The organism is Moorena bouillonii PNG (assembly GCF_001942495.1).
Lineage (GTDB): Bacteria > Cyanobacteriota > Cyanobacteriia > Cyanobacteriales > Coleofasciculaceae > Moorena > Moorena bouillonii.
The window spans coordinates 5862443-5877618 of sequence record NZ_MKZS01000001.1 but is presented as its reverse complement, the minus strand read 5'-3'; the positions used below and the strand labels follow the sequence as shown (position 1 = coordinate 5877618).

Below are 15176 nucleotides of genomic sequence, written 5' to 3'. Positions count from 1 at the left end.
CTGCTCCCTGCTCCCTGCTCCCTGCTCCCTGCTCCCTGCTCCCTGTTCCCTGTTCCCTGTTCCCTGTTCCCTAAAAACCCGGGACTGTGTACCTAACCGAATTGAGAACTGCCATAAATGAAGCGCCTAATTCAGTTTATATTAATGACCTTGTTGGGGCTAATCTTAAGCCGTGGTTTACAGGCACTACCCTCTGCTGCCGATCAGCACTTAGCCATTAGCCATCAGCACTTAGCCATTAGCCATCAAACCTCAAGCCTCAATAACAGTGATCAGAATGCAACAGTAAGCAAGACACAACAGCAAGCAGGAAGCACAAAGCCCTACCTGCTGCTGAAAAAAGGCAAAGACTATTACGATGCTGGAGAGTATTCTAAGGCTGCAGGAAAATTGCAACAGGCGGCACAAGCTTATCAAGCCACAGGGGATATCCTCAACCAAGTCCAAGCTCTGTGTTTGTTGTCCTTAGCGAATCAGCAACTTGGGAAATTAGATCAAGCCCAAGCAGCCATTGACTCCAGTTTGTCGTTGCTAGAAACTGTATCCAGGGGAGGTGAGGGAGTATGGGCCCAAGCGTTGAACACTAAAGGGCGTTTGCAATTGCTACAGGGAAATGCTGAAGCTGCCCTGGAAACCTGGCAAAATGCTGAAGTACGGTATGCTAAAGCCAATGATAGCCTTGGTGTGCTTGGTAGCCAAATTAATCAAGCCCAAGCGATGCAGTCTTTGGGACTTTACGGTCGAGCCAACACCCTATTGACTGAGGTAAAAGAAACTCTGCTGGCACAACAGGATTGTTCTGTTAAAGCTATTGGCTTATACAATCTTGGTAATGTGCTTCGACAAGCAGGGAATTTAGAGGAATCTAAACAGACCTTAGAGACCTTAACCGAAAGTTGCACAGTCGAACAAGGAATACAATCTCAAGAATCCCAGAGTCAAGCGTTACTGAGTTTAGGTAATACTGAGGGAGCCTTAGCCAAAAGAGCAAAAGACAGGAATAACGACAAAGAATTCCAGGAGCATATCCAAGAGGCGATAACTTACTATCAACAAGCAGCAGCAACCACCACCTCACCCATTACCAAAATTCAAGCAGAATTGAATCACCTAAGTTTATTGATAGAGACAGACCAGGGCAAATCTGCTCAAGGGTTGTTGCCACAAATCCAGACATTACTGACTAAATTACCATTGAGTAGAGCATCCGTTTACGCCCAGGTAAATTTCGCTGAAAGTTTGAGCAAAATGAGAAATGGAGAATTGCGCACGCAAATTCCCAGGCAAATTCGCAATTCCCAATACATTGTTCAACTACTCAGCACTGCCATTCAGCAAGGGCAAACCCTAGAAGACAAACGAGCAGAATCCTATGGCCTAGGCATCCTCGGTCACTACTTTGAACAAACCAAGGATTGGTTAAATGCCATAACCTTTACTAACTCAGCCCTTGTGATTGCCCAAGAGATTCATGCACCGGATATTGCTTATCAGTGGCAGTGGCAAATGGGACGTTTACTTAAGGCTAAAGCCGAACAAGCCACTACCACTAGCAATGGTGATACCGACGAAGTAACGAAACTGATCGATCATGCGATCGCCCATTACACCAAAGCCTCTGATACCTTAACGAATTTACGCAGTAATTTAGTTGCTCTCAATCCTGACATCCAGTTTTCCTTCCGAGAACAAGTAGAACCGGTCTATCGAGAGTTAGTGGATTTACTATTGCGTTCTCCTCAACCAAGTAACGATAATATCAAGCAAGCCCGTGATGCTATTGAAGCACTCCAGCTTGCTGAAATCGACAACTTCTTTCGAGACGCCTGCGCCAAGCCAGAAAAGGTGAACATTGATGATGTAGACCCGAAAGCAGCGGTCATTTATCCGATTATCTTAAAAAACCGCTTATCGGTAATCCTCAAATTGCCTAAGCAAGATGACTTGCTTTACGTTTCCCATGATAGCCTATCAGAAGATGAAGTAGACCAAGCGGTCGAAAAGTTTAGGACTTTCCTAATAACACCTGACACTCCTATTAGCAAAGTCAAAAAAGAATCCCAACAAATTTATGACTGGCTAATCAAACCCTTTGAATCTCAACTAGAGAGTAACCCTTCAGGAGAGCAAAGCCCAATAAAAACCCTAGTATTTGTTCTAGATGGGTCATTACGAAATATTCCTGTAGCAGCCCTTTATGATGGCAACCAGTATTTAATAGAGCGGTATGCTGTAGCTGTGACCCCTAGCTTAGAGCTAGTGGACCCCAAACCATTGCTACGGCAACAACTCAGAGTCCTACTAGCTGGAGCTACTAACGCTCCCAGCTTTAAAAAAGAAGGTTTAGGCCAAATCGATAACGTAGCATTGGAGTTAAAAAACATTGGGGAACAGGTAAACCGTAGTCAGAAACTGGAAAATCAAGAATTTATCAAAGAAAACCTGCAAAATCAACTTACAGCAGTACCGTTCAATGTTGTTCATATTGCTACTCACGGCCAGTTCAGTTCCAACCCAGAGCAAACATTTATCCTAGACTGGGATGAACGCATCAAAGTCAAGGATTTAGATAACTTACTGCGGGTGAGTGACCCCAGTGGCACCACCCCCATTGAACTGTTGTTGTTGAGTGCTTGTCAGACTGCTACTGGGGACAAAAGAGCCGCTTTAGGACTAGCTGGAATAGCCATTAGAGCAGGAGCACGCAGTACCCTAGCCACCTTGTGGCAAGTTAATGATGGCTCTACAGCCGAATTTATGAATCAGTTCTACCAACAGTTAAATAATCCACAGTTGACTAAAGCCGAAGCCCTGGGAAATGCTCAATTAGCCTTCATAAAAAAAAATATAAAGGCTAAAAATAATCATGATAAATACCATCGTCCTTATCATTGGGCACCGTTTATTTTGGTTGGGAATTGGCTGTAAATTATAGAATGTAGAATGTAGAATGCAGAATGCAGAATGCAGAATGCAGAATGTAGAATGCAGAATGTAGAATGTAGAATGCAGAATTCTTACTTCTTACTTCTTACTTCTTACTTCTTACTTCTTACTTCTTACTTCTTACTTCTTAATTCTAAAACGAGCACCGGTATAATTTACTGAAGGTTACCCAAAAGCTTTGTTTGAGATATCGTTTCTAATTCGAAACTTTGATTAGTCAATAGCTTAATCCAAACCGTTTCAAAAGTCCTATTTTGCGGCTCTTGTAGCTGTAATTCAGCTAGCTCAGTTAGGGTATCATACCATATGTGATGCTTACTATAAGCTGTAATTCTCTCTAGAGGAATTTTGGCCTCATTTAACTCCTTTTCTAGATCTGGAGACTGCGCAACTCGGCGAACGTCTCCTGTGATATAGGCTGGCGTTGAGGGTTGATTGACTGATTCCCTAGTAGGGCACTTGATCTTTATATTCCAAGCATAGGTTTGACCAACTTCCAAGGGAGTTTCTGTTTTAGGAAGCCGAATACCCACAATGCCTGGCTGGTCTGGGAGCTTGAAAGATTTTCGGTAAAAATCGTTTTCCCCATCCTCATCCTGCAAGGAAAATTCTCCTAACGGTGCATCATCTGAGGTGTAAGGTAGATATATCCAAAAGGTGGGATAATCACTAACCGTTGAATACAAATTCTTAATATCGACTAAAGCATGTAGTGGTGGAAGCTCTGCCTTGTATAGGCAATCACCACGGGATCCAGTACCGTCGGGAGCAAGAGGAGTACCCTTGTCTGGGGGTTCGGGATTGGCTTGGATAAAGTAAGTTGGTAATTGTACTTCTTGCTCTTTACTGATGGATTGATCAGCCTCTACTCGGGAAATCAAAAAACAGCTGCTCCAGGCAACAACCATTAAATTAAAGGCAAATAGGTATTGAAGCCGAAATAATTTACTTAACATGATCACACAAACTTCAGACCAACATCGACAGATGTTTACCTGATACATCCCATTGATGAATTCAGATTAACACCCCTATATATCACCTATATATCACCACTATTTCCAGATAAAAATCCGGTCAATTGTTGTAATTAGTCATTTGTAATTAGCCATGGTAAACTAGGGTTATAAAAAAAACCCTTTTTAATTCAGTATGTCCAGGCAAAATTAGTTCCTATAGCAGTGGAAGTAAAGGTTAAGACATAGTTCTGCTCCCTGCTCCATTCACTAAGCTTGGCTCATGGCCTTAGTTCCTGCTCCATATAAAGCAAAATACTATCTCCCAAACTAGACTTCCATTGTTATATCGCCCGGATTTATTATAGCATCAACTATTATAATGCGTGCCAAAAGGGGAGTTATCAAACAGTATTTTGGCTCATTGGTTATTGGTCATTTGTACTTATCAAGAGACTTAGTGTAGATCACCAAAGACTCATGACTCTGGTCACTTTTGTAAACCAGAGTAAACAACCACACTGGCACTAGTAGTCACCAATGCTATAGTAGCGGGAATTAATGGCACCCAACCACCTGTTACGATCAGTAAAACCCAGCAACTTCCATATAAAATAACGACAGCCGTTCCAGTACCCAACAACACAGAACGAAGCAGGTGAAAGTTTCCAGCAACCATACCCCCCACCACAGCCCAGCACCAAATCCACAGGGCTTCACCAGGCTCAGACCACCACCAAATTAATGGTCGGTTATCCAGCACTGCACTGAGGATGTGACTGATCATCTGCGCCTGAATTTCTATGCCAGTCATGGTCTCCACAGACCCCTGACCACCACTGTAGGGTGTGCGCCACATATGATCCTTAAAACTCGGGGCAATGGTACCGATGATCACAATGCGATTCTTGACTAAGTCCCCATTAAAGTCATCCCTTAGAAGCTCTCCAAGGGAAACGGTCTCAGCAATGTGACCGGAAGCTCGATAATTCAGTAATAGTTGGTGACCACGGGAGTCCTCTAGATGGTGATATCCACCAGAATCCTTTTCTAGGGTCTTAAAAACTATAGTGCCAAGCTTTAAGTCTTTTTCTATGATCTCCAACTTGATTCCTTCAGCAGCCAGATAATGTGTTGCCAACTGGAAATTAAATGAATATTTGCTCTGACAAGGAGATGTTGACCCTACAGCCAACAGATGGCGACGGATAATCCGATCATCGGGGTCAAGTACAACATTATTAAACCCTTGACGAACCTTTGGGACTTCTGGAGGTGGGGAAACTCCTGGGTTACCGTATTTGCAGATAGCATACAAGTGATCACTAGTTTTCATCCGAGTCGCTAAATCCTGGTATTCCCCTCCCACAGGATTCTCCCGATAAATATCCAAACCAATGGCTCTCGGTTGATACTGCTCCAGCTTTGCCAGCAGTTTGGCCAAGGAACGATCAGATAACGACGCGGCTCCTCTTTCTTCCTTAGGTTGGGACTGCACATCCTCTTCAGTGATTGTCACTAATAACAGTCGTGGATCGAGTCCTTCATTAGGTCGCAACCGCATCAGCTGGTCAAACCCTTGCAGTTCCCAAGGCTGGAATAGGCCAAGCGATCGCACCACCATGACCAAACTAGTCACCACTATGCTAGATAGCAGCACTACTAGGCTAGATAGCAGCACTGTCTGGACACTAGGCCGTTCCCGTGAGACCGATGGTGTTTCCGATGGTATTTCCGATGGTGTTTCCGATGGTGTTTCCGATGGTATTTCCGATGGTGTTTCCGATGGTATTTCCGATGGTATTTCTGGCTCTTGGTACAAATCTTCCCAAGCTGGGGGTTCTTGTCCTCGATTCTGGTAAATTACTGGCAACCAACTCGCGCAGGGATAATCATTCTCCAACCCCTGCAATTGCTCCCGTGCTTCCCGGGCTGCCAGATATAAAGACTTACCCTCAGCAAATCCGTTCAAAAAATCCTGCAAAAAGTTTTGAGCGACCTGATCTGGCACAAAATCCCGCATTACAATTATTTGGGGAATTTGCCAATCATGGAGTTGTCGTGCCAATCCCAACCCATCACAAAAATTAAGAATTACAAGTTTTAAGCCCTGTGTCACGGCTGTTTTGAATTTATAGCGCAGCTGATTAATCTTTAAGCTATCGGTGGGATTGATATAAATTTGACCCGTTTCCCCCTCCGTCTCACTATGTCCTGCGAAAAAGATAATATCCCAAGGTTGTTGCGATAACTTGTAATTGATTTCGTGATGTTTGGGATTCACTAAAAAGACGGTTTCTGAATTCTTATGTAATTTCTCCAGCAGTTGTGGATTTTTATCAAAATTAATACCAGCTCTATGACATAAAATTGCTAAAATTTTAACCTTAGATTTAGCTGCAGGGCGTTGATCGAGTCCCTTAAACTTTCTTCCACTCAGAGCAACTTCAGCCTTGGAATAAACCTTAAAAAAATTCCACAGATGCCAAGGCAGCTTTTGTAACTGGGTATTTTCGGTGGAAATTACCACCCGAATCGCTTCTTCTGGGTCTAACTGTTCCAGTAATTTCTCATTAATGGGACGAAACTCTTGAGAATTGAGCCATGCTTGGAGTCTCTCACCTAACTTCTCCCCTGACTCCTGACATGCCTGACGCTGTTGGATAATCCAATCACTATCTGCGGGCTTTATTCTCAAAAGTAAAGCTAGGTTCCGATATTTTTTCCAATGCTCATTTGAGTCATTAATAAGTTCTGAAGCGGCAGGCAAGGAACCTGTGGTTTCGAGTATTAGTGTTTGTACTTCATTAATTGGGCGTGACCCTTCTTCACTAATTGTTAAGGTTACACGAAACCACTGTTGCTGGAAATCACCATCTAGACTCAGGACAACTAACTTTCCCATTTTTGGTCATTAGTTATTAGGTATTAAGGATGAGGTATTAAAGATTATAGCGGTTTTGATGATAACGAAGTACACAGGCTTTTTAGCCTCTTAACTCTTCGCTCGTAAGCATTCAGCCGTGGGCTTTTGGCCCACCCTGCGCGAACAGCTTTGTGGCACAGGCTTTGGCCTTGGCCAAAAGGCCACGCTACGCGAATGGCCACGCTGTGCGAACGACCCTGGGAGGTAACTCAGATTATGCGTCACACGTTTTGTTCAACCGGATGTGAGATCAGGGGATAGAATTGCTATGGCTCAAGGCAACTTGAGATGATACGGTATTCCGCGATCGCAATATAGCACTACCCATTAAGGTGTTTGACGTTGATACAAGCAGCAAAAGCTGTGGTAGTAAACTGTTGCCTTTTGCCTCTTGCCAATGCCATTGCGCGTAGCGCTATATCAATCCGCACCATTTCCGTAAATTTTTGTTAAAAATAACCTAAAAATTCCGTAAACTGCCTGGCTTCCCCTGAGAAATAATCTAGAGGTCAAGTTCCTTGACTCCTTATAGGTACCTCCAGACAACTAGCTAGTTGTGCAGTAGCAAAAGATGAATAATCGGCAAAGTAAGCCCTCAACCAGAGGGCTAGGGATATTGCCCTTAACTGAGGGAGCCATAACCCTAATCGGATGGGTGGTTATTGCTTTTTCTGGGAACTATGCTTTAGCCCAGATTACCCCTGATCAAACCTTGGGTAATGAATCTTCAGTGGTAACACCAAATTCAACGATTAGGGGAGAGCCAGGGGACTTGATTGAAGGGGGAGCAGCGCGAGGTAGTAACCTGTTCCATAGCTTTCAAGATTTTAATGTTGGTCAGCTACAGCGGGTTTACTTTGCCAATCCAGCCGGAATCGAGAACATTCTGTCTCGGGTGACCGGGAGTAATATCTCCAACATTCTAGGCACTCTTGGTGTCGATGGTGGAGCGAATCTGTTTTTACTCAATCCCAATGGCATCGTGTTTGGCCAGAATGCCAGGTTGGATGTGGCAGGTTCCTTTGTCGCCAGTACAGCCAATAGTTTAGTGTTCAACAACGGTACAGAATTCAGTGCCACCAATCCACAAGCCCCCCCTTTATTGAGTATTACTATTACTCCCGGATTGCAGTATGGCTTGAATCACCCCAAACCAATAATCACTAACGGTGGTTATTTAGTAGTGGGGCAAGACCTCACCCTAGCTGCTGGCAATCTTGACTTACAAGGTCAACTAATTGCTGGGGGAGATGTGACACTCCATGGAGAAGATACAGTTCAAATACGCGATAGTATCGGGCGACCATTTATTGCCGCTGCTGGCGGTAAGTTATTGATTCAGGGCAATCAAGGAGTGGATATATTTGCCTTGAACCATCCAGACAGTGGTCTGTTTTCCGGTGGGGATCTGGTTTTGCGTACGCAAAATACTGTCGCCGGTGATGCCCACTATTGGACTGGTGGTAATTTCCGGATTGAACAGCTCGATGGCAGTCTCGGAGATTTGTTTAGTCCCGATGACCCGATTATTCGCTCAGTTGGGGATGTTAGTTTCAACAGCTATCTAGGCACCTCCCTACATATCTTGGCAGGGGGAGCGGTAGAGATCGACTCTGTGATCATTACAGGCAATGAAACAGGTACAGAAGGAATAGACTTTATTTCCGAAGCCATTACCTTATCTAATGGCACAGTAGTCGATATTAATGGTCAGACTGAACCGACTCTTGATATTCGTGCTGGAGTAGATCCCACTGAAGTTGGTATCCCTGGACTGACAGGCAACCAATTCTTTGGTGACTTGTTCAATTTGAATCTCTTTGGCAGACCCACTATAACCAATACTGCCACCAGTGCAGATATTACAATCGGCACCATCGCTTTTGCTAATGTCAGTATATTTGACTTCAACATATCTCCCAATGATCTGTTGGCAGGAAAGGTTTTGCTAACCAATCAGTACAAGCCTAATCCTTCACTAGCAGGAGATATTGAAGTTTCAGCGACTCTAGGTTCGTTAGTGCCAACCCTGGAAAATCTAGCCATTCAGAACGGTGAACTATCCCAGGGAGGGTCAGTTACTATCGATTCTCGCGGTAGCATTACCCTCAACGGTATAGTTAATACCATTGCTATTCCAAATAATAATCCGTTTAATCCTTTCTCTGGCAATGGCGGTGATGTCACGTTTTTGGCCAATGATAACATCACCCTCAATCCAGGTTCTTTCATTGCTTCTGCTGGAATAGAGGGAGGTAAGATCACCCTTAACAGCGGTAGCAACTTTTTGCTGGATGACGCTGGTGTTGTTACCCTGACAACGGGTACAAGTCGGGGAGATAAAGGAGGAAATTTAATTGTCAATGCCCCTGAGTCAGTGACATTAATTAATACAGAAGGGTCAGGCTTCAGCAATTTGAGGCAATTGGTCACCAACTTCAGCGATTCCAACTTGCTAGAACGGCTGTTCAGAGTTTTCAATGGGTCTGGCTTGGCAACGGTTACAACTGGAGCAGGGGATTCTGGGGACTTAAGCATTAACACCAGAACTTTGAGTATCCGAAACCAAGCCCAAAACCAAGAATCACGGAGTCTAGCTGGAGCTGCTACTGTCACTTTAAGTCGTAGTAGTGGCAATAGTGGAAATTTAACGGTTAACGCTGAGTCAGTAGACATTGTCGGCAACGAAACTGATCCATTTATCCCTACTCCTAACGAACGGCTAGCCTTGGCGATCAGAGCTATTCCCACCGGGTTGACGACTGCTACTAACAGTACTGGTAAGGCAGGGGACTTAACCATTAATACCCAACGTTTAACGGTTCAGAATGGAGCTGGAGTAACCACAGCAACTGTTAGGAGAAGGCTAGAAAACGCAAAAGATGGGGGGAATTTAACCATAAATGCCACTGAGTCAGTGACATTGTCGGGCAAGGTTACCTTGGCTACCGCTACCTTGAACTCAGGTAATGCCGGTGAGTTAAAGGTCAATACACCCACATTGACTCTAGAGAAGGGAGCGGTGATTGCTGCTGATACCACTGGTTCAGGGAATGCTGGAAACTTAACGATTAAGACCGAGAAACTTTTAGTACGTGATGGCTCCAGAATTGGCGCAGCAACAGGAAATAGTGGTACGGGAGCCAATATAACAGTCATCGCTTCGGACTTAGTCGAGTTAGTTGGTACTGCTGTCGATGATCAGAATAATGTAGTTCCTAGTGGTATATTCGCTAACTCTCAATTCATTGACATTGAAAATGTTACAAATGAACTTGGCGATGCTGGGAATATTAACATTGATACAGAAAATTTGATTGTTGGGGATGGGGCAGTTGTATTGAGTTCTACCGAAGGTCAAGGCATCGGTGGAACGATAACTATTGATGTTAATACTCTCGAAATTACTACTGGTGGACAACTTCGCACCACTGCCTTTGGGGAAGGTGGGGCTGGTGACATTACCCTGAATATCGATAACAGGGTGCTGATCTCAAATCCCAATAGCGGACTGTTAGCAGAGACTGAAGGCGCTGGGGCTGGTGGAACGATCACGATTAATACTCCAGAGCTGACACTCCAGGATCAAGGACAGATTTCTGCATTTACCTCTGGTACAGGAACTTCTGGAAACATTTTTGTTGAGAATGCTGACTCTGTCGAGCTTGCCGACAACAGCTCAATTTCAACGGAGGTAAAGGCTGGTGCAGAGGTAAACGCTAGCCCAGGGGAGGAAGTGGGTACGATTGATATTCAGACGGGTACGCTTACTTTAACCAATGGCTCTGACATAACTGCCAGTACCTCTGGGAAAGGGGATGCCGGTAGTATCTTTATAAAAGATGCTCAACAGGTTAACCTTGATCTCAATAGTTCGATATCCACAGCAGTAAATACTGAAGCAGTTGGCAATGGTGGGGATGTCGATATTGAAACCAAGTCTCTATCTCTAGATAACACCTCGGAAATTGAAGCAAGTACTGCCGGTACCGGAGATGCAGGTAGTATCACAATCCCAGATGCCCAGGAGGTTAACCTTGATCTCAATAGTTCGATATCCACAGCAGTAAATACTGGTGCAGTTGCCCAAAAAGACAGCAATATTGCGATTAAAACGCGATCGCTAACATTAACCAATGACTCTGACATAACTGCCAGCACCTCTGGGATAGGGAATGCCGGTAGTATCACCATACAAGAGGCTCAACAGGTTGACCTGAATCGGAATAGTTCCATATCGACAGCAGTAAACTTTGGTGCAGAGGGCAATGGTGGGAATGTCGAGATTGAAACCAAGTCTCTATCCCTGGACAATCAGTCGCAAATTGAAGCGAGTACTGCCGGTAACGGAAATGCCGGTAGTATCAAAATCCCAGACGCAGAGGAAGTTTCCCTTAATCGGAATAGTTCGATCTCTACAGAGGTTAAGAAAGGTGCAATTGTCCAAAAAGACAACAATATTGATATTGACAGCAATATTGATATTAAAACGCGTACGCTTACATTAAATGAATCTGACATCACTGCCAGCACCTCTGGGGAAGGGGATGCCGGTAGTATCACCATACAAGATGCTCAACAGGTTAACCTTGATCTCAACAGTTCCATTTCCACAGCGGTAAATACTGGAGCAGATGGCAATGGTGGTAATGTCAATATTGAAACCAAGTCCCTAGCTCTAGATCACACCTCGACCATTGAAGCGAGTACTGCCGGTAACGGAAATGCCGGTAGTATCACCATCCCAGATGCTGATTCGGTTAACCTTAATCGGAATAGTTCCATATCCACCGCAGTAAACTCTGGAGCAGTTGCTGAAAAACCCAGCAATATTGCGATTAAAACGCGTACGCTTACATTAACCAATGAATCTGACATCACTGCCAGCACCTCTGGGGAAGGGGATGCCGGTAGTATCACCATACAAGATGCTCAACAGGTTAACCTTGATCTCAACAGTTCTATTTCCACCGCAGTCAATACTGGAGCAGATGGGAATGGTGGCAATGTCGATATTGAAACCAAGTCTCTATCCCTAGATAATCAGTCGAAAATCCTAGCCAGCACCACTGGGGAAGGGGATGCCGGTAGTATCACCATCCCAGATGCTGATTCGGTTAACCTGAATCGGAATAGTTCCATATCCACCGCAGTAAACTCTGGAGCAGTTGCTGAAAAACCCAGCAATATTGCGATTAAAACGCGTACGCTTACATTAACCAATGAATCTGACATCACTGCCAGCACCTCTGGGGAAGGGGATGCCGGTAGTATCACCATACAAGATGCTCAACAGGTTAACCTTGATCTCAACAGTTCCATTTCCACAGCGGTAAATACTGGAGCAGATGGCAATGGTGGTAATGTCAATATTGAAACCAAGTCCCTAGCTCTAGATCACACCTCGACCATTGAAGCGAGTACTGCCGGTAACGGAAATGCCGGTAGTATCACCATCCCAGATGCCGAGGAGGTTAACCTTAATCGGAATAGTTCCATATCCACCGCAGTAAACTCTGGTGCAGTTGCTGAAAAAGGCGGTAATATTGATCTAAAAACGCGATCGCTAAAATTAACCAATAGCTCTAACATAACTGCCAGCACCTCTGGGATAGGGGATGCCGGTAGTATCAAAATACAAGAGGCTCAACAGGTTGACCTGAATCGGAATAGTTCGATATCCACAGCGGTAAATACTGGAGCAGAGGGCAAGGGTGGTAATGTCGATATTGAAACCAAGTATCTAGCCCTAGATCAGACCTCGACCATTGAAGCCAGTACTGCTGGTCAAGGAAATGCCGGTAGTATCACCATCCCAGATGCTGATTCGGTTAACCTGAATCGGAATAGTTCGATATCGACAGCAGTAAACCCTGGAGCAGTTGGCAATGGTGGAAATGTCGATATTAAAACCCGTACGCTAACATTAAATGACTCTGACATCACTGCCAGCACCTCTGGGAAAGGGGATGCTGGTCAAATCCAGGTTCGGGATGCTCAACAGGTTAACCTTGATGGCAATAGTTCCATTTCTACAGAAGTTAACTTTGGTGCAGTTGCTGACAAAGCCAGCAATATTGACATTCAAACGCGGACGCTAAAATTAAATCAATCTCAAATAACTGCCAGTACTGATGCTCAGGGCAATGCTGGTAGTATCGTTATACAAGAGGCTCAACAGGTTGACCTGAATCGGAATAGTTCCATATCCACAGCAGTAAACACTGGAGCAGTTGGCAATGGTGGCAATGTCGATATTGAAACCAAGTCTCTAGCCCTAGATCACACCTCGACCATTGAAGCGAGTACTGCCGGTACCGGAGATGCCGGTAGTATCAGCATCCCAGACGCAGAGGAGGTTGCCCTTGATCGGAATAGTTCTATTTCCACCGCAGTAAACCCTGGTGCAGTTGGCAATGGTGGAAATGTCGATATTAAAACGCGATCGCTTACCTTAACCAATGACTCTGAAATAACTTCCAGTACTGCTGGTGATGGCGATGCTGGTAACATCACCCTTCGGGCTGAGCAAGTCACCATCCAGGGAGAGTCACAGGTATCAGCCACTACTTCCAGGGTTACCAATACTGACCGGGGTAAGGGTGGCAACATTAAAATCATTGAGGCCAATCGATTTGAGGCTACTGACGGTGGGAACGTCAGAACCACCACCGAAGGTACTGAGCAGGCTGGTAATATTACTCTGGAAGTACGTGATGATATTACTTTAGCTGGAACTGGAAGTGGGCTGTTTGCCAACACCACGTCAGGTTCTAGCGGCGATGGTGGCAATATTTTCGTTGACCCCAGAACTGTAACTATTCGGGATGGAGCCAAGATAGCTGTAGATAGCCAAGGCCAGGGAAAAGGGGGCAGTATTACCCTTGAGGCAGGCACACTCACCCTTAATAATAAAGCAGAGCTATCCGCAGAAACAGCTAGCACCCAAGGGGGCAATATTACCTTGACCATTGACGAATTGTTGTTCTTGCGACGCAACAGTAAAATCTCCACTACCGCAGGCACTGCTCAAGCTGGTGGAGATGGCGGCAATATTACCATTAAGGCTCCCTTTATCCTAGGCATTCGTCAAGAAAATAGCGACATTACTGCTAATGCTTTTGAAGGCAATGGCGGCAATATCAACATCACCACCCAAGGTATTATTGGGCTAGAGTTCCGAGAAAAGCTCACCCCCCTCAGTGACATTACCGCTAGCTCTGAGTTTGGTGTAGATGGTACCGTCAACATCAATGCACCTGGAATTGACCCCAGCCAAGGGTTATCGGAATTGCCAACCGATGTCATTGATGTATCTCAACTGATTGAAAAAAACCTCTGTGCTGCTGGTGAGGGCAGTGAATTTATTGCCACAGGTCGTGGTGGCTTACCGATTTCTCCCAACGAAACCCTGAGCCCGAATGCTACATGGGACGATTGGCGTATCACTGAGCAACCTCAAACTAGGATCAGAAAACGTCGGTCAAGGTCAAGGCAGCATCAACTACAGACTAACCAACCACAGACCAAGAACCCTAAACCTAAACAAATTGTTGAAGCCCAAGGCTGGGTTATCGCTCCCAACGGGGAGGTAATTCTCACCGCTCATCCAGTCATAGTGACTCCGAAGGGTACGTGGTTACATCAAGTAGACTGTCCGATGCTTCAAAAAACCCTTGGGTCGGGAATCGGGAATCGGGAATCGGGAATCGGGAGTCGTTAGAAGCGGTAAATGGGAAGCTTAACAAGGGGGAAGCCAGAGGATAGATCCTCATAAGGGTAGGTTTTTTACTTTGACGTCAGGTGTGGGGTGTGGGGTGACCGGGTGTGGGGGATAAGAAAGCGATGCAGCGCCTTCATGAGGGGGTGGTAGTGCATCAAAGAAGTGTGGGAATGATATGATGTTTTGGGAAAAACTAATCATCACTATCTATGGAATGCACTCTGTGCGGTCATCACAAGACATATAAGCATGGGAAAACTAGTAAGGGAAGTCAACGATATTACTGCCCAGCCTGCAAGCAAAGTTTTACGGAGACTTTTGATACTCTCTATTACCGCACCACAGATTCAGCCAGATCAAATTCCCATGGTGTTACAGGCTCATTCAGCTATGTTGTAGTTTTAGAGGAATAAGTCGAATAACAAATCTTGCTTATAACACAGTAGTTAGGATTATCCGAGAAGCTTCTGTGAAAGGTCAAATGGTTCACAACGATCAAGTACAGCAAGTTGAGGTTGAGGAAATTGCTAGTGATGAGTTCTGGTCATTTGTCCAAAAAAACAAAAAAGCGATGCAGCGCGGTCTTGGGGAGGCAGCGCGGTCTTGGGGGTCCCCCCCATGAGCG

At 45.0% G+C, this 15176-nt stretch carries 4 protein-coding genes and 1 pseudogene; 3 read left to right on the top strand and 2 right to left on the bottom strand.

Going from position 1 to position 15176, the window contains the following annotated elements; genetic code table 11:
• Positions 1-117 precede the first annotated feature (117 nt).
• Complete coding sequence (locus BJP37_RS23790; protein ID WP_075902489.1) at positions 118-2928, top strand: CHAT domain-containing protein; 2811 nt, start codon at positions 118-120, stop codon at positions 2926-2928.
• A gap of 173 nt (positions 2929-3101) precedes the next feature.
• On the opposite strand, the gene BJP37_RS23785 is transcribed toward BJP37_RS23790, so the two are convergent.
• Entirely contained in the window at positions 3102-3902 is an 801-nt protein-coding gene (locus tag BJP37_RS23785) for a DUF928 domain-containing protein (RefSeq protein WP_075906408.1), read from the bottom strand.
• A 490-nt stretch (positions 3903-4392) separates the two neighbouring features.
• Positions 4393-6807, bottom strand: a complete 2415-nt coding sequence (locus BJP37_RS23780; RefSeq protein ID WP_075902487.1) for a CHASE2 domain-containing protein — start codon at positions 6805-6807, stop codon at positions 4393-4395.
• Between the two features lie 592 nt (positions 6808-7399).
• Here BJP37_RS23780 and BJP37_RS23775 point away from each other — a divergent pair.
• Positions 7400-14551 carry a two-partner secretion domain-containing protein gene (locus BJP37_RS23775; protein WP_075902485.1) on the top strand — a complete coding sequence of 2384 codons (7152 nt, stop codon included), beginning with the start codon at positions 7400-7402 and terminating at the stop codon, positions 14549-14551.
• A gap of 209 nt (positions 14552-14760) precedes the next feature.
• A pseudogene (locus BJP37_RS42845) lies at positions 14761-15116 on the top strand (IS1/IS1595 family N-terminal zinc-binding domain-containing protein); the annotation flags it as partial.
• Between the last annotated feature and the right edge of the window lie 60 nt (positions 15117-15176).